The organism is Leptospira broomii serovar Hurstbridge str. 5399 (assembly GCF_000243715.2).
Lineage (GTDB): Bacteria > Spirochaetota > Leptospiria > Leptospirales > Leptospiraceae > Leptospira_B > Leptospira_B broomii.
This window is the reverse complement of record NZ_AHMO02000004.1, coordinates 537,129-557,844: the sequence shown is the minus strand read 5'-3', so window position 1 is coordinate 557,844 and position 20,716 is coordinate 537,129. Positions and strand designations below refer to the sequence as shown.

Sequence of the window (20,716 nt, the reverse complement as noted above, 5' to 3'; positions counted from 1 at the left end):
ATTTCCTATCTACAATGTTTCAAGCCGCATCGTCTCGACTGATTTCCTTCGGAAATACGGCAAAAGGATTCGTGACCTTAGGTGTGGTGTTCCTACTCTTTTTTTTGGCGTGGCAATATCAGACCGGTATCCGAGTCGGAGACGGCGCGATCAAACAACAACAAGTTGCAGACTTGCTTATCCAAGGGTTTCCTGATTTTTCCTGCAGATACTTTGGAAAAAATTTCGATCCGGAATTTCGATTTTTACCTTTAACGATAGAAAAGGGTGCAACGATGGCTCATGCTTACAAGGGCAAATGCTATTACGTCTTCCCTTTCTACTACGCGTTAATTCAGGCTCCTTTCGTTTTTCTTTTAGGTAGGTTCGGAAGTTTTCTCGTCTCCATAATTTTCGGCACATTAACTCTTTACTCCCTATATTTGCTGACCCGTGAATTAAAGCTCGGCTATCGATTTCGATTTCTTTTCTTACTATTTCTGTTGACCGGTTCCACATTCACTCTGTTTGCAACGGATTTATCCGAGTATATTATTTCGATCGGAACCGTTACCTACGGTTTTTATTTTTTATTTCGCGATACTAAAAATGGAAAAACCCGGGATTCGATTTTTGCCGGACTGTTATTCGGATTTGCGGCTTTCTTTCGCCAGGAAGTGCTCTTGCTTGCAGGATCCCTTTCGTTGGCGCAAGCTATTCTAAAGCCGAAAGATATTCGCCTATTTTGGTTTCCTCTTTCGTTCGGATTTCTCTTTTTAATCCAGGCTATCATCAATTACCTGGTAGTGGGACATCCGCTCGGATCGAGAGGATATCTTCAATCCTTTAACTCCCAAGAATACGATCTACTTGCACAGGCGGCTTTTCTCTGGGAACTGCTAGCGTTCGGCCACGGTTCTTTGGGGTTGCTCGGAGCTTATCCGATTTTGATTTTTACCTGGAGATATGCGTTTCAAAAGAACGGCAATCGAATCGCATATATCGGAATTCTTTTTTTCATCCTTTTTTCGGCGATTTTGACTTCTACAAAATTCTGGCAGGGCGTCTTATTCGGTCCTCGTTTTTTACTGACCGTCACTCCAATTCTACTTCTTTACGCGATAAAATCTCTGGAAGAAGCGAAATTCTTCGAAAAGAAAATTCATCGAATCCTTGCAATTGCACTTTTATCCTATTCCATAATCGGTTCCGTTACCTACGATGTTCTTTATAGAAAATTTACGAAATCAATCATCGTGGAACGCCAGGAATTGGATTTATTCTCCGAAAAGGTAATCATCTATCGCAACGGATCCGCCCTATTTCCGCCGAATTCCTTCGAAAGGGAAAGAATGGTATTCGAACTTTCCGATGAGAAGGAATTCGACACCCTTTTGAACGGACTTTATAAGTCGGGAATCGTAAGATTTACGATGATCGGCGCCAAAGATTTTTATTCCCCGGAAACACTTATTCCTCATTCGCACAAATTCAAAATTTCCAAGATAACTTTCAAAAAAAGTCCTTCTATCAACATGGAAACCGTGGAATTTCGGCCAATTTTAAAATGACCCAGGACAATCTTCATGTCAGCTATTAAGCGTTATCTTTTTGGAATATTCAAATACGATCCTAGAGAAATTGCTCCGTTAAACGGACTCCGTACACTCGCGTATTTTTTAGTAATCGGCACGCACATGTATCGGCCTTTCGAACCATATATAAAAGAACCGAACGATATCGCCCGAAACGTCTTCAATTCGGGAAGTTTGTGTATGGATATTTTTTTCATTTTGAGCGGGTTTTTGATTTCCGGTCCGCTATTTAGGGAATTGGATCGAACGAACGATATTCGGCTGGGCGTCTTCTTTTCTAAAAGAACGATTCGGATATTTCCCCCCTACTTTATTTTTCTGTCGATTCAAACCTTCATATTCATACCGATATTGATGCGACTCCAGCCGGCGTCGATGGAAGCCTTAACCAAGTTTCAAAGCACAGCTATATTCGATTTTTTATATATATCAAACTACTTTTACGGAACAGTCCCGCATGGATGGTCCTTATCGCTCGAGGAACAGTTCTACCTACTCTTTCCAGTCTTCTTACTGTTGGTTTTTAAGCGAATACCCGAAAGATTTAGATTCGCGTCCCTGTTACTATGGATTATCATTCCCACCATTTATAGATTCTTAATTTACAAATATATAATCGAAGGAGTTGCCGATCCCATCCGCGTAAAGCAACTTTATAGTGGATGGATTTACTATCCTTTACAGGGACGCCTCGATTCCCTATTTGCAGGAATCATATTGGCCTATACCCTAAATCGCTATCCGGAAAGAGTATATGCCTTCCTGGCCGACAAACGAAAAAGAACGATTGCATTGGGAATCGCAATCGCTTCGATCGCTTATATTTCCATTTTTGTATTCGAATTCCAATCTTCCCTGATGTCGATGGTATTTCGATTCAATCTCAATAATCTCGCATGGATCATCATAATCATCCTTTCATTGAGACCGGAATCTTTCGTAGCAAAAATTTTCTCTCTGCGAATTTTCGCACCTATCGCAAAGTTATCGTATTGCTCTTATTTAATCCACTTCTTCCTAGTTGGGATTATAACTCCGGCGGTCATTAACGTCAAAGATCCTCGATACATAGATTTCGCAATATGGTTTGTGCCTGCCGGATTCATCATCCTCGGTTTCGGGTATCTATTTCATCTTGTGGCAGAAAGACCGTTTATGGTCTGGAAGGAATCCAAATACGGTAAGGAAGTAATTCTCGCTAAAACGGAGAATTCTTCTCTAGCGGTAAAACGAACGGATTAAACTTTTTCATATTTTCGCGATAAAGAGCGTCGTTCTCAGGCGTTAGCTCCTCTAGACGTTTATAGCAAGACCAAGGATTGGAGGAAGTTGTTACACAGCCTTCGAATCTTTGCACTGCGAGATTGTAGTACGAACTATCTCCGGTTTTCTTAAACAAAACCCGATTTAACTCCGCATTCTCCTGCAAGAATATCGCATCCTTAGGAAATAACCCGACAAGCTTCTCGGATATTTCGTAAGATTTACGCAGAAGAGGGATCTTTCCTTCAGGTAGGACCTTTTCATCCAAGACAAGGTCGTTTAATAGATTTCGATAACGAAACCCTTTAGTTAGTGCGATTTCGTTCGAGTGCCAATATTGAATTTGTAGTAAAACGCAGGCCGAAAGAATAAAAGCGGCCGTTAAAACGATCAGACCCCATTTTCCGACTCCGTTAGATAGAAATTCCAGATTCGGTGCGACATTTTTCGCCTTATCTATTGGCAGCGATGCCAATAACAATAACGAAAATGCCATATGCAAACCCGGAATATTGAAAGAATAATTCGCTAATGAATAGATCCCGAAACAAAATAATGCGATACGAAATCCAAAAGATTTGCTTTGAAATTTAATACGGTTCGATTCAAGGAAAGGCAAAAGTGCGCAGAGAAAACACCCGATCAGTCCTATGACAGGAAGGATTCCCCAATTTAATCCGACTTGTAAAAAAAGGTTATGAACATGAATTCTACCTAAATCTTCTTGCATAAAAATTCCGGGAGGGAGGTCCTGCGGATCGCCCCAAACAAGTAGTCCCTTGTATTGGAACTCGCCGATTCCGAACAACCAATTGTCCATCAAGGCCCTGACTGCCAATCTCCACAGAAGAGTTCTTGCCCAGAGAGAATGAAAATTATCGAATAAAGGAAGTTTAAAGTTGTGAAAGAATACCCAGGAGAAAATCAGCAATCCGACCAGCAGTATCCCGATGTACAATAAACGTAATTTCTCCGAGATAAATTTGAGAAAAAAGAAAACGAATACGGTTGCAAAAAATGCGATATAGAGTCCGCGAACGTGAATCGCGAATGCGGCTGCCGAAAGTAATCCGAAGCTGAACAAAAAGAAGATCTTACCTTTCCAGCTCTTAGAATTAAAGAACCCGTGAACGACCCAAGGTATCGAGAGGGACAACAAAGTCGCAATATCGTTCGTATTGGTACCGGCGAGTATCGTCTTTTTTACGAAAATTAAGGATAGGAATCCGTTTTGAATCGAAAAGAATAAAAGGGCGGCTAACAAAAAGAAACCGCTTAGAATAAAAAGCGTTCCTACGGATTTCTCTACCAATTGTTCCCAGGTCTGATATCTGATGGTTAAAAAAAGGATGAATGCGCATATCGGAATTCCCTGGAGAAAAAAGCCGTCTGCAAAATCCGCGATGGGGGCTTTGAAGCCGCCGTAGAACCAAGGTAATAACGCGTACAATAAGAATGAAAATACGAAGAATTTGGAAACGTTTGTTCGAAAGACTCGTACTTCTCCGAATCCGAGTAGTCGATCCGAAAGAGTTGCCAACAATAAAAAGAAAGGTAATGCCGCTTTATACGGAGTTTGCAACTGTAAGGCTAAATATGGAAGACTTCCGAAAAAACATGCCAGAATAAGATTGGTACCTACTCTCGACCGTCCCTGAACATATCGTACCATCAGGAAAATAATCGTACCGAGATACGCGAACCTCCCGAACAACTTTAAGCGAGGTATTTCCGTATTGATTAGATATGCGATAAAAAGCGCTGTCGATACGGCCGAATAAAGTAGGCCGAATACAAAGCCTAAGTTGAAAATTCGATTCGCTCGAGGATCCTTTGCGAATCTCAAATACGCGTAACCCAATCCTACGAAGAAAAGCCCGCCTACGATTAATTCGTAAAATGCGGTTTTAGAAACCGCAGGATCAAATCCCATTCGAAGAAGAATCGCGGAGAAAAAGAATATATTTACGGCACGCTTTAGCGACTTAGAGTGTTCGCGAAAGAAGCCAAGCTTTGCTTTAAGCATTATGTAAAATTCCTTTCATACCGCAGGGACTACTTGGGAAAAATCATCCCTCCTATCGCCAAACCCTCCTATACAAATCGGACTCAAGTAAACCTTTCGGATCTAACTTCTTCTTTAAGGATCGGAATTTATCGAGATTTTTCTTCGGAAAAGCCCTTTCCACTATTTCAGGACGGAGAGTACTGTCCTTAGCAAAATAAAAACGTCCACCGTATTTTAAAACGATCTCATCCATTTCTTTTGCCAATTCCCACAGTTTTTCCTTATTTCCTTTCGTAACCGGAAAGTCCATCGCCATCGAATATCCGTCCAGTGCATGGGTGAGTAGAAACTTATCCGGACGGTGTTTTTTAAAGACTGCCAACCAAGTGACAATCCCTTTTCGCTGACCCGCAGAAAGTAATTCCTCGAATCCACGGACTGCGTTTTCCTTAGGAATGAAACTCTGGTATTGAATCATCGCCCCAGGCTTGTACATATATTTCCAATTGGGAACGTAGTCTAAAAGAAACGCATATTCTGCATGACCTTGCATATACGGTTTATTATTGTTTAAGAAACCTGAAAGCCATTTTCCTAAATTAACGAAGCGCATACCGAATTTATTGCTAAACGGGTACATTAATATCCACATCCAAGCTTTCGGAATTATTCCTAAAAATGTCGGAGGTAATATTTGTTTCTCTATTTTGCAATTCTCCGGGAAATCCGGGTCTTCTCCGGGTTTCAAATGAACCGCTTTGTGGATTTGTCCTCGACCGAGCCCCTTACCGGAACCGAACCCGTCCACCCAACCGACCAAATAATCGGAGTTTTTATACTCCTTTTCAAAATAGTCGTACATTTCTTGTAAGTTAGAAGTATTCACGGGCCAAACTTTCATTTTTCCCGCATAAATTTTTTTTAATTTAATCGAAACCGTCAGGAAAGCGCCTAACATTCCGAAGCCTGAGATAGCGGAGTAAAATAAATCAAAGTTTTTTTTAGGACTGCAGACACTCTCTTTCCCATCGACAGTGAGAAACGTAAATTCTAGAATATGATCTCCGATCGGTCCAACCGCAAAATTATTCTTACCATGAATGTTCATGGACAGTGCCCCACCCAAGGTAGGAAACATCGTACCACTGACAACGGGTGGCCAAAAACCGCGTTCCACACCGAACTCCCAAAGTTGTTTAATGGTTACTCCGGATTCGGCTTTCAAGACTCCCGTTTTTTCATCGAAAGATAGGATCCGATTATAATCCTTAATATCGACGACCAATCCTTTTTGATTAGTAGCTGCATCCCCGTAACTGCATCCGCCGCCTCGAAACGTAATTTTCGTACCTGTTTTACGCGCATACTCGAAGACATCATGAAAATCCTTGTCGGAACTCGGATAAAAAACCGGGCTAATGGAGAAATGATTCATTCCCCATGCTTCGATTTTTCGAGAAGATCCGAGCTTCGATTCAAAGGTTGCGATATTAAACGAATCGCTTTTCTTTTTACTAGGAGAAGGTCGTGTAGATTTTTTTTTAAGAGCAGTAGCCATTATCTTGCCTACCTTAATAGTAGCTGTTCGGATTTATATCGAGAGTCTTCGAAAAATAAACGAAGGAATAGATCGAATGATCAGAGACACAAGCGCCCAGCGAGCGGGAACGTAAAAATCTTCCTTTCCCGCGTTGACTTTATTAATGATCACGCTGGCCGCTTCCTTTGCAGTGATTAGCCAGAGAAGCCCGGATAATCCGGCCGTCATGGGTGTTTCTATCATTCCGGGACGAACCGTTACGACTTGAATTCCTTTTACGGCTAGTCGATTTCTAAGAGCTTCTAAATACGTAGTCATTCCGGCCTTCGACGCATTATAGACTGGATTTCCACGTCGTCCCCTATCCCCGGCAATCGAAGAAATTCCGATGATTTTTCCCGACTTTTGATTTTGAAAAAATTTGGCCGCTAAATCCAACCAAGCAACGCAGCCTAGAAGATTTACTTCCAGCATTTCCAAATCTTTTTCGACCGAGAATTCTTCAGGTTCAATCCTATGCATCAAACCGGAGGCATAATAAATCTCATCTAGGCCACCGAGAGATTTAATCGCTTTCGTAAACGTCGCCGAAACTTGCGAATACTGGGTGACGTCGTGCTTAACTATGATAACTTGATCTGCTTTCAAATCCTTGAAAGAGCTTACGATTTTTTTCAATTCCTTGTCTCGTCGAGCAAACAAGGCCACTTTGTTACCTTGTCCGATAAGTTGGGAGGCGATTTCTTTCCCAATGCCGCTAGACGCCCCGACGACGATGATCTTTTTAGCCATACCTGCCTTTTTAAGGAATTGAGTTCCCCTGACAAGTCTTTCTGGGAGCTTTCTCCTCGGTCCCAAAGCTTATCCGTTACTATATTTGAAAGGAATTTACGAGTTCGACATCACAAGCGACTACCGTCTACTCCTACCTTAGAAAAGTACTCCTTTAAGAATTTTTCAGATTCGATCCATTCCCCCGTTTCTTGATCTAAAATTTCAGCCGGTTTCCAATTACCTTTATAGTTCATTTTTTTGTGACCCGGAAGAAATAAGCCCAGATGATAGTCCCTGTAACCATTCTCTTTAGCCCAGAGAATCGATTTACCGATTAAAAATTTTCCCAAACTTCTGTCCTGATACTCGGAATCAAATATGGAATAGACGGCAGACACGCAAAGCTTACCTCGATCTAGTAGGATCCATCCTAGCAATATTTCCTCTCTTCGAATTTGTAACTCTATCGAATTTTCGGATCCACTGTACATTTGTGCGACCTTCGTCTCATGCAATTCTAAATCCGTGCTACCATAGCTTCCGGGATGACGGGATTTTTGGTACTTTATATAGAGCTCTATCTTTTCGGACGTAATTTCGGGACCAGAGACGTTAACAGTTAAGTCTGAATTTTTTTTCAGAAGCTTTTTTAGATTTTTGGAAATCGTAAATTTTTGCAAGGGAAGTCGATAACTCAAACAGTGACTGCAATTTTCGCATGCTGTCCTGTAATAGGAATTCCCGGAACGTCTAAAACCGGAAGCGAGTAAAAAGTCCAAGACCAACGCGTCCGGTGGAGTGGACAGAAGAAACCCCTTAACCTTCGATTGTCTTCCAGGGTAATATGAACATTCGCTTGAAGGTGATACGCCGATCGATTCCAGAAAACGTAGATATCTTAGATTCATCGCATCAAACCTTCCAAAATAAATTTTTTAACGGAATCGAAAGTAACCTGCAAGGTTCTCAAAGCCGATCTTTTTTTCCGTTGCCAAGGAAAAGCTTCGGTAGGATAGGACATTCGATGGTGTTCCGTCTTTTCGTAGAAAATTTTACACGTTCTTCCGCTTATCGAACGGCTTTCGGTTTAACCGGGCTAAGCTTTCTATTTTATTACCTTGGCCTGCCCTGGCTTTTATTTATCTGTTTAGGTCTTGGCCTGCTTTGTTTGCTTGCAGGGATCTTTTTCCCCATCGCCTTCGACGAAATATATAGGACCTCACAATCGATTCTTTTGGGTAGCCTATCTTTTTTTGTATCTTTGCTGATTCTAATCGGATACGTCTTTTTTTGGAAACCGATTCTTTTTCTTTTAGGGAAGCGGGAAGAGCAAAATTGAGAAAATTCACGATCTTCTGCGACGGCGCCTCGAAGGGAAATCCAGGTCCTTCTTCCATCGGTGTCGCAATTTTTGAAGATGAAGAAGAAATTCACTCGATTTCCGAAAGAATCGAAGATGGAACGAATAATACTGCGGAATGGGCCGCTTTAGAGGCCGGGCTAATATGGTGCTTGGAAAACAAAGCGTCCGAAGTGAAGGCATTTTTGGACTCGGAATTAGTGGTCAAGCAAGTAAAGGGTGAATATAAAGTCAAATCCCCTCACTTAATAGAAGCAAAAAGGAGAGTAATATCTTTAAGTTCTAAATTAGACTCTTTCAAAATTGCTCATGTTATGCGGGAAAAAAATAAGAGAGCCGATAAGCTCGCGAATTTAGCATTTTCGCCGACGACTGAATAAGTAAAATTCAGAAAAAGGACTTTCCCTTTCCACTTTCCTTTTAAATCTTTCTATCGTATGGTCCGGATCAAATCCATTTTGCTCTCCGTTTCTTTGCTACTTTTCTTTCATTGCGGAAGCAATGTCCGCAGCCGAATGTTAGAACTAAAGAAAAACGGAAAGTTCCTGGAACTATCAATTCTCTGTGCCGAACACACGGAACAGGAATACGAAGATATTTGCAACGAAGCCTGGAAAGAAACTAGCCTGACCATAGACGGAATTCTTTCACAGAAAGCGGATCTACCCTTCTTAAGAATTTCAGTGGACGAAAAAACTCGGAAACAGGTCGAGGAACTCCTCGCCAAAAACCCTCAACTTCGCGAAAAGTATCTTCCCCTTTGGAAAAAGTTTATCCAAGAATGAAATTCCCCGCCGCTAAAGAACTTATCCAAAGGATTCCTTCCTCCTACATGGAAGACCTCCTAGAAATCGCGGGTACCATTCAAAGCTCCGGCGGTAAATCCTATCTTGTGGGAGGATCCGTTAGGGATCTCGTTCTGGGAAAAACACCCCAGGAATATGATATTGCGGTTTCTCTTCTACCTGAACATATTCAAAAATTGTTTAGGAGAGTCGTGCCAACCGGCATTAAGCACGGAACCGTAACCGTATTGATCAAGGATCGATCCTACGAACTCACTACCTTTCGTAAAGATGAAGAATATAAGGACGGTCGACGTCCCGAACACGTTTCGTTCGGCGTCAGTCTAAGCGAAGATTTAAAGAGACGCGACTTTACGATGAATGCGTTGGCGCTCGATATTTTGAACGAAGAACTCATAGACGAGCATGAGGGCCTGAAAGATATCTCGGAAAAAATAATACGGACGATTGGAGCCGCCCACTCCAGATTTGAAGAAGACGGTTTGCGCCCGGTCCGCGCTATTCGATTCGTATCCCAACTCGGCTTTACGATTCATCCGGAAACGGCTTTAGCGATCCAAGAAAGTAAGCCGATCACGGCCAAAGTTTCCGCGGAACGAATTCACGACGAATTCCTAAAGATCCTGAAAGCGAATGACCCAAGCACATCCTTATCGCTTCTACGTAAATTCGGAATCTTGGAACTTTTCTACGGAAAAGATTTATACGAAAATTCGAATCCTGTTTGGGAAGAAAAGATAAAATCGATCTCCGAATTGGCGCCCGTACCGGATCGGTTGCGAATCTCTTACTTTCTGAAAGTAACATTCGGATCGTCGGCAATCATGGATCCCGGAAAGCGGTTTTGCAAAGTGCTCCGTTTTTCCAATCAGAGGACCAAGGATTCCCAATTTCTCTGCGGAATCTTGGAAAACCTGCTCTCCTCGGAGAATTACCTTTCTTCTCCAAATGGACTCAGAAAAATATTATTACATCCGGTTGCACAATATTCGGGAAAGTCGGAAATCTGGCCCTTATGTTTGGAGCTAACATCTTTTTGGAAAGCCTGGACGGGACAGAAGGCATTCTGGATCGATAAAACCAAAGAAGTTTTGGAGACGAATCCTCCCCTTCTGTTAAGCGATCTGGCACTGGACGGCACTAGAATTTTAGAAGACTTACCCGAAATTCCCCCCAAAAAAATCGGAGAAATATTAAGATCCTGTCTGGACTTAGTTTTGAATTTTCCTGAAAAGAACCGACAAGGAACATTACTAGAATTCGTTAGAACGACATATCAGCTAAATTAAAGAACCGTCATATAGTTTGATCCGATCCAGGAAGGAGTCTTTAAAAAGGACTTAGATTTTTAAATGAAATAATTTATTCCGATGTAATAAGAATTCCCGCCTGATCTACACCTTTCGGATGAGTTCTAACAGTCGAAAGCTGTATTAAAGCCTTAGCATGCCCATTTATTAAGCACCCAAATCATGCCCAATAATTAAGCACACTGCAAATCTAAAGCTGATTCGAGAAAGTAAGACCATTTCTAATACACAAAATTTCCCTTGGAGATAGGTTTTTGAGGCATTTTTTGTCTCATTGCTTAATTTTTTTCTATTGGTACGCTAGTTGCATATAAAGCGGCATAGGAGATTTAGGAGAATGATGAGAACAAAAACAATCAGCCTCATTGCTTCCCTGGCCCTGATGAGTGCTTCTTCGGTTTTTGCCCAAGCCAAGAAGCCCGCAGCAGAAGCCGCGGTAGCAGCTCCGGCCGCCGCCGAGCCGGAGCCAGTCGAGCAAAAATGGTACGATAAGGTAGAGTATTCAGGATTCGTGGATGTGTACTATATGTACAACAATAACCCGCTTCAAGGAAACTCTGTAGATACGACCCGCGCTTTCGAAACGAACAACAAAAACTTTGCGATCAACGCAGTGTCCTTGGTTGTTCAGAAGGTTGCGGAGAAATCAAATCCTTGGGGATTCCGGGTAGACTTCCAGAACGGACAAAACAACGCGTTCCAGGAAACACCTTACACCACCTCAAACCAAATTTACAATATGAACATGCTAAAGCAGGCATATGTAAGCTTTTATTTCCCGGTCTTAAAGGGGATGACATTGGATGTGGGAAAGATGGCAACGCATATCGGCTACGAGGTTCTCGAGTCGATGAACAACCCCAACTACTCGATAGGGGCCATCTTCCAGAATACAATCCCTTTCATTCACACCGGTGCCCGTTTAACCACTCAGTTTAGCGATAAATGGTCTGGAACCTTTTATCTCTATAACAGTGGACAGGGAACCGGTTACCTTGCTCCAACCACGGCGGCTTTGACTGACACCACTCACAGCCCGTATGTTGAAGCATACACTCAGCACAAATCAGTAGGTACTCAGTTAAAAGGCCAATTGATCGAAAATAAACTCGCGATCACCTGGAATACGATCTACTCTTCGGATATGGCAAACGGACGTACCGATGTAGGTCAAGCCCTGCTCGCTAACATTATCCAAAACGGTGACGTTAACGCGGCCGCAACTGCCCAGCCTGGCGGTATTCTTCCGACGGCACCGCGTAATCGATATAACAAAGACTATTGGTTCATGAACCATGCGATCTTATCGATTACACCTACCGACAGAATTCAGATCGACTTGGATTATACTTGGAGCCAGAAAGCGGGAACTCTATCTAACGGTGGATTGAACCAACAAGGTTATAACCCGAACAATACGGTGACTCTCGGCGGACTCGCAATGGGTCAGGTGACGAGCGAAAACAACAAGAGTATCTACAAAGCTTACGGTATTTTTTCCAAATTCAAAATCAACGAATCTTGGGGAGTCAATATTCGTTACGAGTATTTGGACGATAAGCTAAACAACGGTGCGTTAAATACGTTCGCTTCCGGCGCATTCGGTACGTCTGGGATAAATAATTCCGTCAGTACCTACCAAGTGGCTACCGATACGGCAATTGCAAACGCGATTCTTGCAGCAAGTCCCAAGCTAAACGGAATCTTGAATAGTACCGCCGGTTTAGCTGAGATCAATGCCCAAGGTTATGCCACTGCAGCAGATTGGGTCAAATCCAAACTGAGCGATAACTATAAGCATTACAACGGAATGAACAACTACGGACAGTACAGAACCTTCACGATAACTCCTGTTTGGAACTTTACTGAAAACCTTCTCATTAAATTGGATATGAGAAGAGACTGGTCCTTAGGTAAACAATTCGTCGACTCTTCCGGTCATAGAAGAAGCGACCAAATCGGGTTTACTCTCGGGGTTGTAGCTAAGTTCTAAACAGTATTCTTTCCTAAGGTATGGAAAAAGAAAGAAGGAGGCGTCCGAAAGGGCGCCTTTTTCTTTTTCAATTCTTTGTTCCGCAACCATGATTAAAAAAATAAAGAAATCATACTCTCACTGCCTCGAGACTTGCCGAGAACCTTAATTCCCCTTCCCGTCTTTGCCAGGCAAATATCTTCTATCCGTTTATCGTTAGAAATAGGAACCGTGTTGGAACTCCTACATAATTATTTGCAGAAAAAGCTTTGCGATGATCGCGATTTTGTGAAATAAGGCAATTCCACCGCTTCGCTCCGGCCCCCACCCAGGACGGGTGGGGATTTCCCGTACAAAAACATGCGTTCCGTCCATGAGTAAAATTCGAAACCGTAAAGGATATCTCAGAATACCTTAACAATTATCAGTCGCGCAGGAGTGAAAATCGAATTCCAAGTCGGCGATTCATCGGGAAGCTGGGCTTTAATAAACGGCATCGGTAGAATTCAAATGATCAAATATATACTTTCTTGGTTTTTATTGCTCATCTTCGCACTTTTAAACGCGACTGTTCGTGAGCTGACTTACAAAAGCATATTCGGAGAATTTTTATCCCACCAGATTTCCGTTCTTACCGGAATTCTGTTTCTTGCGGTTCCGATTTGGTTTATAGTAAAGTATCTTCCTTTTCGAAACGAATCGCAGGCTATTCAGGTAGGAATCGTTTGGGTGATCCTGACCGAGACTTTCGAGTTTCTAATGATCACTGTCTCTATGAAGCGATCCTTTCAGGAATTCCTACATGCCCATAATTTCTTAGTCGGCGAACTTTGGGTCATTATTCTTGTTTGGGTTGCAATAGCCCCGGTGCTTTTCTATAGATTGCAAAACAGATAAGAATTAGGTCGTTAGAAAATTCGCTTAGTTTTTATGAAGTAGCGGCGAGTCCGGGCGATTCAATATTATAAATAGGAAATAACGGCCAGTGCGATATGAATCTCTTTCGGCATTCATAACTGCGGCCGAATAGGAAAATGTCGATAGATTTTCAAATCAACAAAAAGGCGCCCTACATTTGGCGCCTTTCAATCATTTGATAATGAATAGGAAAAGGATTTAAGATTTTCGACCTTTCTTTAGAACTCCCTTCGATTTAGTCCCCTTCCCGTTTCGAACACCGCCACCACCGTTCTTTAAAGGACGATTAAATTCTTCCTCCTCATCGGGATAAACGGATACGTAGGCTTCCGGATGAAGAGCAAGAGAATTTCCTCTTACATTCGATCCTGTAACAGGAGCATTTCTTTCACCGACTAAAATCAAGTACAATGATGGAAGAACGGTTAACACTAGCAACATAGCGGAAAAGAGTCCGCCCACGATTACCGTAGCTAACGGTCTTTGTACGTCCGATCCTACTCCGGAGGCTAACGTAGCCGGAATCAATCCGAGCAACGCAAGAAGCATTGTCATTAACATGGGTCGAAGTTGAATCACGGCCGCCTTAGCGACCGCTTCTTTCGTGGATATATCAGGCTCATCCTTAAGAAGGTGATTCGTTCTGGAAACGAAAAGAACTCCGGACATAGTCGCGATTCCAAAAAGCGAGATGAACCCGACCCCGCCGGATACGTTAAAGTAATATCCCCTCAAGAGCAGTGCATAAATTCCGCCTACGAGTGAAAGTGGAAGACATGCTAGAGCTACATAAACATATTTAAGGTTTCTATAAAGTAAGTATAAAACTCCGAAAATGATCAAAATCGTTAATGGAATAACCGTAGCCAGACGCGATCCGACTCGCGCTAGGTTCTCATATTGGCCTCCGTACCGAACCTGATATCCTTCCGGAAGCTTAACTTTCGCTTCAACTTTCTTTCTCAATTCGCTTACGAAACCGCCCTGATCTCTACCTCGGATGTTGGTCCGAACCGTTACGGTCCTCCGACCTTCCTGGCGGAAAATCATCGTGGGGCCGTCCTCCAGAGTTATTTTCGCCAACTCTGAAAGAGGAATTCGTTCTCCTTTGGGAGAAATGATTGGCATATTTTCGATAGCTCTCTGCGAAGATCTGTAATCTTTCGAAAAGCGAACAACGATGCCGAATCTAGCAGGAGTCTTAGGAGGAATATCCGAAGGTCCTTCATACAGAGTACTTATTCTCTGCATTCCGATCGCCGCTTCGATCATTTGCTGAACATCGCTTACATTGATTCCGTAACGGGCGGCGGCTTCTCGATCGATACGAATCGTCAGCTGAGGACTATCCGCTTCCTGTTCAATTCCGTATTCGCTAGCCCCTTCCATATCCTTGACGATATCAAGAACTTCCTCGCCAATTTTGCGCATTACTTTCAAATCGTTTCCTGAAACGAATACCGCAAGGTCAGCAATCGTTCCCATAATCGCTTCAGATAAATTATCCATGATCGGCTGAGAAAAGCTGACCCGAACTCCGGGCAGCCCGGCTTCCAGATCGTTTCTCATACGCAGTAGAAGTTCTTGTTTGGTTATTTTCTCCTTCCAATCGTCATAATCCTTTAAACCGACAAGGACCTCCAGACGATTTGGAGGAAGAGGGTCGGTTCCGTCGTCGTTCCGACCTAGCTGGGATAATACTACGTTGACCTGCTCGTTTTTATAAATAAGCTGTCGTATTTTAGGAATGAACTTGCGTGATTCAGGCAAAGAAATTCCCACAGGGAAGAAGATCCTTAAATTAAATCCGCCTTCGTCCATCTCTGGTAAAAATTCCGTCCCTAACTTAAAGCCACCGATGATCAATAATGCGAGAACGATTGTGAAACAATAGGTAACGACTTTTTTGGAACGTTCTACTAAATATTCGATTAACTTTTTATAACGAATCTCTACCCATCCGTAAATCGGATTATGCCATTCGATAGGCCCGGGATTAGCCGATTCGAAGTATCTCCTATATAGAAACGACATCGCGACCGGAATCACAGTCATAGCAAAAACAAGCGCTCCGAGGATCGCGAAGGAAATCGTAAATGCCATAGGTTTAAACAAGCGGCCTTCGATTCTTTCAAAAGAGAAAATCGGTAGATAGGCAAGGACGATAATCAAAATGGAGAATAGGATTTCAGTGCCGACTTCCGCCGCAGAATCCCGCGTAAACGCCAGTATGCCTCTTTGCTTTTCCGCAGGAGTCGCGTCCCTATATCGCCTCATGATATTTTCGACCATGATGACGGCGCCATCAACTATGATCCCGAAATCGATTGCTCCCAGCGAGAGTAGGCTTGCTGGAATTCCCGTTAAATTCATGAGCAAGAACGCGAAAAGCATGGCGAATGGAATGGTTGCAACTACTACAAGAGAAGCTTTGACGCTTCCGATAAAGAATATCAAGACAAGACTTACTACAACGATCCCTTCGATAAGAGTCCGCCCGATGGTTCGTAAAGTGTAATTCACGAGATCCGTTCTGTCATAAGTAGTCCGCAGTCTGACCCCGTCCGGTAGATAGTTTTCATTGATCTCTTTTACCTTCGCGCGGATCCGTTCTCCCATTTCGTTAGGATCTCCCCAACGCCTCATGGCAACCAGTCCTTGGACGGACGAATCAACATCGATCAAGCCTTCATGGTCGTTTTGAATCGTAAAGCCGAGGACCCCGCTCGGAATCGGATGCGAAATCTCTACTGTTCCCAGGTCGCGAACATAGACCGGAACACCGTTCACAGTCTTAACGACGATATCTTCGATATGTTTAGGTTCCCGAATCGCACCTAAGGAACGAATCGGAAATCCTTGTTCACCCTGCAAGAGCAGGTTTCCACCGGTATTTAAGTTATTCGCTTGAATAGCTTGGATCACATCGTTGATGGTCAATTTATAACGAACTAATTTGTCAGGAGATGTTACAACGTGAAATTGCTTCGGTAAACCGCCGAAGGTGACCACGTCCGCTATCCCGGGAATTTGTAGCATCTTAGGCATTACGATCCAGTCTTGGATCGATCTTAGCTCCATCGCAGTATGGTTCTGAGAGGATTCAACAACGTAGCGAAAAATTTCGCCGACAGGAGAACTCATCGGTCCAAGCGAAGGTTCGACTTCAGGAGGAATGTCGGCATCCCTCACCCTCTCCAAGAGTCGCATACGGGCGAAATAATCGTCGGTCCCATCCTCAAATACGAACTGAAAAACGACCAATCCATTGATCGTTCTCGAACGACGAACCACAACCCTTGGAATCGCGTTCAATACACGCTCGATGGGCAAAGTCACGCGTTCTTCAACTTCGACCGCGGCTTTCCCGGGAAATTTGGCTATCAGACGTACTTGCGTATCCGCGATATCGGAATATGCTTCTTTTCTAATATCTATCCAAGCCCAAATTCCTAAGATTACTGCCAATCCGGCCGCAATCAAAGTGGATATCCTGAAATTTAGAACTCCTTCGATTAGTTTGCGGATCATTGGCTTGACCTTGTGTCGAACACATAGCCCATTTGAAGCAGTAATTGAGGATTCGTGTAATTCCCTTGGCCGATTCCCGCTCCAACTTGCAAAAAGAAATTCCCGAGTAAAATATCGTATGTCAAGCCTATGTATCTTTGGCTAAGATGAACTTTCTGGTTGTCTCGACTTTTGTATTCTAAATATGTTTCTAATGTCGGGTTTTGATTCGCCACGGCCGATCGAATAATCGTATCTTCGAAAGTCGGATTTCGATGTTGGTATCCGGGTACGTCTAAGGCTGTAGGATAGCTGTTTTGTCCGCCGTGAGTGACTTGAGGGGCATAAGGATCCACTGCAAAAGCTCCTGCAACGATGGAAATACTATGGGCAATTACAGGTGTCTTCCAAAAACTATAACCTAGATCTATTTGCCCTCCCCACCAATGAGGTCTCCAGTGCATACCGGAAGCTCGAATCACTATATCTTTATAATAATATCCTAAATTCAAATTTGCGCTTCCAGGAGATCCGATCGTCGCACCGTAAACTAAAAAGTTTGTGATCTTAGGTTGTTTTTTACCGTCGGAAATAACCGTCGGTTCGTCTTTACCGAATCTGGTTTTCCGATCCGGTTCCGGCGTCCATTCGGGTTGATCCGATTCTTTGGAAGAAGATCCGCCGGTTTGTTGAGCAGACAGCGGAAGCACCGAATAAAGTAATATAACTAAAAAGATTAATGTACGGCAATATTGCATAAAGTTAGAATCCGAAACTCAATCCTTTTAAAAGAATCGCGCCTTCTATGACGACTCGATCACCTCGCGTAAGTCCCTCTAAAACATTCACTCTTTCTCGGCTGGATATACCTAAGATAACTTCCCTGCGAAAGAATTCGCCTGGCGATTCCTCAACGAAAACAAAATTTTTGCCTTCTACCGTAATGATCGAATTGAACGGTAAAACGACCGACTCTCCGCTAGTTTCCTCAGGGAATTTGACGACGGCATACATTCCAGGTTTTAATTTATAGCCTTCGTTCATAATCTCGATCCGCACTTTTACGGTTCGAGTATATGGATCTACGTTATCTCCCAAAGCTTCCGCGATACCGTTCCATTCTTTGTCCGGAAAGGAAGAAAACTTTACTTTTACCCTTTTCCCTTTCGTTAGATTCTGTAGTTGAGACTCGGGAACATCGCACATAATCCATGCAGTTTTAGGTCCGGACTTTCCGAGGATTGCCGGGTTTAAACCGACTGCTCTTAATTTTCCCTCGAATTCCGCAAGTTCAGCGGCGTCATTGTCCACGTTCGTCTCGGCTTCCACCAAATCCTTTTCCGTCGCAACCCTGTGCTTAAACATATCCTGAATCCTGGCGAGATTCTTCCGGGAGCGGTTTAGGCTGTTCTTCGAATGGATATAACCTACGTAGAGATCGTTTAATTCTGCGGATTCGAACAAAACGATTCGCTCCCCCTCTCCGGAAACGGATGGAGCCATAGTGGCAATCAAGCGAGCAGGCGCTTCCACATTCACAAAGTCGCCGTCCTTACCTATCGAAATCGTTTTGATGATTTCTAAACCCGGACTATTTTCCTTGAATTCGATACGTTCGCCGTTTTCCGAAACGATGGGTTTTCCTGGCGGACGAACATTTTTTTTCTGCCCCCTATTGAGACCTAAGGAAGCGACCGAACCGATTCCAGTCAAAACGATTATAGTTAGCCAAAAGCGACTTTTTTTAGATAAATTAAATTTCATTCGAATGCTTCCTAATTATTTCCGGATTCTACGGAGGGTTTATTTGGAACCAGCACGCCCGATCCCACGGAGTAATTTACGCCTTCTATTGCATCCATTCTATCTGTCTGAAGTCTAAGCATCTCTACAATGCTCGAACGATACGTCTCGAAGAAGTCCGCAAATTCCAAAACTGATATATAACGCTTTTCATAGCTGAGAATCATATCCTGCGCTAAATCGGTATAATCCTTAGTATACGTATTTCTAAAACGACGATAAAGACCGTCTTTGGCCTTTGCGGTGGCCAAAGCAACGTTCACTTCGTTCTCGACTTCCAAGATTCTGTTTTTCAATTCCTGTTTCTTGACTAAAATGGATTTTTCAGCAGCTTTGATATTTCCCTGATTTCTATCGAAAATCGGAATATTCACCTGCGCGGTCACACCCCAATAGTTTTGAAACGCAGTTCCACCGCGGTTGTACATAGGCCCGAAAGATAGATCGGGAATCGCATTCGCATGTTGAAGTTCTAGGTTCGCCTCTTCATAACGTAAGGCTTGCACCGCCTTGCGTAAATCGGGCCGATATTCCCTCGCAGTCTGAACGATTTCTGCGAGTTTTATTTTAGCGAGATCGATTCCTTCCACGAAATCCTGGTTTAGGACCGGCTGGATAGCGATTCCCTGATCCATATATTTTTCTTCGTTTAATAAAACTCTTAGATCGGCTTCTTTCTCGAGAACTCTGATTCTCAAGTCTTCTCTTTCCTTACGAAGAAAAAATAATAACGCTTTCAGACGCAAAAGTTCCGCCTGTAGAATCGCCCTTCTTTTGTAGGCTAATTCCGCTGATGAGACTGTCCTTTCCAAGGCTTCCAAACTTCCGTCGTAGAAGGAAATCGCTTCCCTGTAATAATGAATAAAATACAGCGTCCTTCTCAGTTTAGAGAGAAGTGCGCGAGCCAAATCGTAGAATTCCTGCTCCCCCATCTTCGCATTCAGTTCCGCAACACGAATTCGCTTATCGATTTTACCGCCCAATAGGAATAGCTGCTGGATTTGATAGACTGTCTGCCCGGACCGCGTGAAGTCGAAATATCTCCGAGTCGGTTCGGCAAAAATACTTTGATCTATAAAAATGTTCGGGTTCGCATACAATCCCGCCTGCTCGATTCCCGCTTTTCTAGCGTCGATATCGTATTTTGCGGCTAATAAAAGCAGGTTATTCTTCCAAAGAAGCTCTTCGGCTTTTGCCATATCCAAACGAACTTTCAATCGTTCAGGCTCCGAATTTTCAGAAGATATGTTTTGATCCGCTGCAACGCCATTTTCAAAAACAAGAGCGTCCTTTTGAGCAATCAGCTTATCCGGAGTTTTTGTTTCGGAACTTTGAGCGTTTGCTGTTGCTATTATGAGCAGCGCGAGTACTTTTTTCTTCATATTACGTTTGGATTTTCCGTTTCTTATAAGATCGAATTTTCAGGTCGCTTAGCTTGATTCATGCCAATAAGACATTTTAGCGGGTACAATTTCCCTTTACGAGGAAATACCCTTGCTATGTCTATTTTGGTATGCTTTAGGAAACTGCGGGGGGAGGAAGATTAGTCAGAAGGAAGGAAACGAAGAGTTTGGACCAAGTTTCCTCCCGGAATAAGACATTACCTGAAAAGAAAACGAAAGGAGTCCAAGGAGAATAAGATGGGCTATTTGCAATGAATTCTACCGGTCGGCTATCTCTTTCACGAGCCGGGGCAAAGAATAAGGCTTCTGAATCGCTTAAATCCGATTCGATAAACGAAACCGAATCTCCCTTTTTAGAGAAAACACTAAATGACTTCCCAGCGTCCGGCTGATCGATTAGGTCGATCGAAGAGGAAAATAGTACTAGGACGACCTGTAGGACGACTAGAATACTGTAAAGGAAGCGTTGCACTAT

The 20,716-nt window shown here is 43.1% G+C and carries 16 protein-coding genes and 1 pseudogene; 8 read left to right on the top strand and 9 right to left on the bottom strand.

Annotated elements, in window-relative coordinates; all coding sequences use genetic code 11:
- Positions 1–14 precede the first annotated feature (14 nt).
- Positions 15–1,550, top strand: coding sequence for an LA_3751/LA_3752 family putative glycosyltransferase (locus tag LEP1GSC050_RS02715; protein ID WP_010569528.1), 1,536 nt, complete (start codon positions 15–17; stop codon positions 1,548–1,550).
- Positions 1,551–1,565: 15 nt separating this feature from the next.
- A complete protein-coding gene (locus LEP1GSC050_RS02710; protein WP_010569527.1) occupies positions 1,566–2,816 on the top strand; it encodes an acyltransferase family protein in 1,251 nt (416 codons plus the stop codon).
- Here the strand turns inward: LEP1GSC050_RS02710 and LEP1GSC050_RS02705 are convergent.
- From LEP1GSC050_RS02705 to LEP1GSC050_RS02690, 4 genes are all read right to left on the bottom strand, one after another.
- Entirely contained in the window at positions 2,773–4,863 is a 2,091-nt protein-coding gene (locus LEP1GSC050_RS02705; protein WP_010569526.1) for an O-antigen ligase family protein, read from the bottom strand. The two genes, LEP1GSC050_RS02710 and LEP1GSC050_RS02705, sit on opposite strands and share 44 nt — an antisense overlap.
- Before the next feature lie 52 nt (positions 4,864–4,915).
- A complete protein-coding gene (locus LEP1GSC050_RS02700; RefSeq protein WP_020986954.1) occupies positions 4,916–6,403 on the bottom strand; it encodes an FAD-binding oxidoreductase in 1,488 nt (495 codons plus the stop codon).
- A 33-nt stretch (positions 6,404–6,436) separates the two neighbouring features.
- Complete coding sequence (locus tag LEP1GSC050_RS02695; protein WP_040910948.1) at positions 6,437–7,177, bottom strand: SDR family NAD(P)-dependent oxidoreductase; 741 nt, start codon at positions 7,175–7,177, stop codon at positions 6,437–6,439.
- A 110-nt stretch (positions 7,178–7,287) separates the two neighbouring features.
- Positions 7,288–8,067, bottom strand: a complete 780-nt coding sequence (locus tag LEP1GSC050_RS02690; RefSeq protein ID WP_010569524.1) for an arginyltransferase — start codon at positions 8,065–8,067, stop codon at positions 7,288–7,290.
- Positions 8,068–8,183: 116 nt separating this feature from the next.
- Between LEP1GSC050_RS02690 and LEP1GSC050_RS02685 the strand changes: the two genes are divergently transcribed.
- From LEP1GSC050_RS02685 to LEP1GSC050_RS02660, 6 genes are all read left to right on the top strand, one after another.
- Complete coding sequence (locus LEP1GSC050_RS02685) at positions 8,184–8,498, top strand: hypothetical protein (RefSeq protein ID WP_010569523.1); 315 nt, start codon at positions 8,184–8,186, stop codon at positions 8,496–8,498.
- Positions 8,495–8,899: a ribonuclease HI family protein gene (locus LEP1GSC050_RS02680; protein WP_010569522.1), complete on the top strand. Its 405-nt coding sequence runs from the start codon at positions 8,495–8,497 to the stop codon at positions 8,897–8,899. Before LEP1GSC050_RS02685 ends, LEP1GSC050_RS02680 begins: the two co-directional genes overlap by 4 nt.
- A gap of 135 nt (positions 8,900–9,034) precedes the next feature.
- Positions 9,035–9,304, top strand: a complete 270-nt coding sequence (locus LEP1GSC050_RS02675) for a hypothetical protein (RefSeq protein WP_010569521.1) — start codon at positions 9,035–9,037, stop codon at positions 9,302–9,304.
- Entirely contained in the window at positions 9,301–10,614 is a 1,314-nt protein-coding gene (locus LEP1GSC050_RS02670; RefSeq protein WP_010569520.1) for a CCA tRNA nucleotidyltransferase, read from the top strand. Before LEP1GSC050_RS02675 ends, LEP1GSC050_RS02670 begins: the two co-directional genes overlap by 4 nt.
- 361 nt (positions 10,615–10,975) lie before the next feature.
- On the top strand, positions 10,976–12,628 hold the full coding sequence (locus LEP1GSC050_RS02665) for an outer membrane beta-barrel protein (RefSeq protein ID WP_020986913.1): 1,653 nt from the start codon (positions 10,976–10,978) through the stop codon (positions 12,626–12,628).
- A gap of 417 nt (positions 12,629–13,045) precedes the next feature.
- Positions 13,046–13,504 (top strand): hypothetical protein, encoded by a 459-nt coding sequence (locus LEP1GSC050_RS02660; RefSeq protein WP_010569518.1) that lies wholly within the window; start codon positions 13,046–13,048, stop codon positions 13,502–13,504.
- 219 nt (positions 13,505–13,723) lie between these two features.
- Here LEP1GSC050_RS02660 and LEP1GSC050_RS02655 read toward each other — a convergent pair whose 3' ends face one another.
- The 5 genes and pseudogenes from LEP1GSC050_RS02655 to LEP1GSC050_RS02635 form a co-directional block, all read right to left on the bottom strand.
- A complete protein-coding gene (locus LEP1GSC050_RS02655; RefSeq protein ID WP_010569517.1) occupies positions 13,724–17,056 on the bottom strand; it encodes an efflux RND transporter permease subunit in 3,333 nt (1,110 codons plus the stop codon).
- Positions 17,053–17,793 carry a hypothetical protein gene (locus tag LEP1GSC050_RS02650; protein ID WP_010569516.1) on the bottom strand — a complete coding sequence of 247 codons (741 nt, stop codon included), beginning with the start codon at positions 17,791–17,793 and terminating at the stop codon, positions 17,053–17,055. The genes LEP1GSC050_RS02655 and LEP1GSC050_RS02650 overlap by 4 nt, the downstream gene beginning before the upstream one ends.
- A 4-nt stretch (positions 17,794–17,797) precedes the next feature.
- Positions 17,798–18,799 (bottom strand): efflux RND transporter periplasmic adaptor subunit, encoded by a 1,002-nt coding sequence (locus tag LEP1GSC050_RS02645; protein WP_010569515.1) that lies wholly within the window; start codon positions 18,797–18,799, stop codon positions 17,798–17,800.
- Positions 18,800–18,810: 11 nt separating this feature from the next.
- Positions 18,811–20,043: pseudogene (locus LEP1GSC050_RS02640) on the bottom strand (TolC family protein); the annotation flags it as partial.
- Positions 20,044–20,356: 313 nt separating this feature from the next.
- Positions 20,357–20,713, bottom strand: a complete 357-nt coding sequence (locus tag LEP1GSC050_RS02635; protein WP_010569513.1) for a hypothetical protein — start codon at positions 20,711–20,713, stop codon at positions 20,357–20,359.
- Between the last annotated feature and the right edge of the window lie 3 nt (positions 20,714–20,716).

What these genes read in the sequence shown, in the direction of transcription:
- LEP1GSC050_RS02700 (WP_020986954.1), bottom strand. Translation starts at nt 6,403, where the DNA reads ATGGCTACTGCTCTTAAAAAAAAATCTACACGACCTTCTCCTAGTAAA.
- LEP1GSC050_RS02675 (WP_010569521.1), top strand. Translation starts at nt 9,035, where the DNA reads ATGTTAGAACTAAAGAAAAACGGAAAGTTCCTGGAACTATCAATTCTC.
- LEP1GSC050_RS02705 (WP_010569526.1), bottom strand. Translation starts at nt 4,863, where the DNA reads ATGCTTAAAGCAAAGCTTGGCTTCTTTCGCGAACACTCTAAGTCGCTA.
- LEP1GSC050_RS02690 (WP_010569524.1), bottom strand. Translation starts at nt 8,067, where the DNA reads ATGAATCTAAGATATCTACGTTTTCTGGAATCGATCGGCGTATCACCT.
- LEP1GSC050_RS02715 (WP_010569528.1), top strand. Translation starts at nt 15, where the DNA reads ATGTTTCAAGCCGCATCGTCTCGACTGATTTCCTTCGGAAATACGGCA.
- LEP1GSC050_RS02645 (WP_010569515.1), bottom strand. Translation starts at nt 18,799, where the DNA reads ATGAAATTTAATTTATCTAAAAAAAGTCGCTTTTGGCTAACTATAATC.
- LEP1GSC050_RS02670 (WP_010569520.1), top strand. Translation starts at nt 9,301, where the DNA reads ATGAAATTCCCCGCCGCTAAAGAACTTATCCAAAGGATTCCTTCCTCC.
- LEP1GSC050_RS02685 (WP_010569523.1), top strand. Translation starts at nt 8,184, where the DNA reads ATGGTGTTCCGTCTTTTCGTAGAAAATTTTACACGTTCTTCCGCTTAT.
- LEP1GSC050_RS02695 (WP_040910948.1), bottom strand. Translation starts at nt 7,177, where the DNA reads ATGGCTAAAAAGATCATCGTCGTCGGGGCGTCTAGCGGCATTGGGAAA.
- LEP1GSC050_RS02710 (WP_010569527.1), top strand. Translation starts at nt 1,566, where the DNA reads ATGTCAGCTATTAAGCGTTATCTTTTTGGAATATTCAAATACGATCCT.
- LEP1GSC050_RS02665 (WP_020986913.1), top strand. Translation starts at nt 10,976, where the DNA reads ATGAGAACAAAAACAATCAGCCTCATTGCTTCCCTGGCCCTGATGAGT.
- LEP1GSC050_RS02655 (WP_010569517.1), bottom strand. Translation starts at nt 17,056, where the DNA reads ATGATCCGCAAACTAATCGAAGGAGTTCTAAATTTCAGGATATCCACT.
- LEP1GSC050_RS02650 (WP_010569516.1), bottom strand. Translation starts at nt 17,793, where the DNA reads ATGCAATATTGCCGTACATTAATCTTTTTAGTTATATTACTTTATTCG.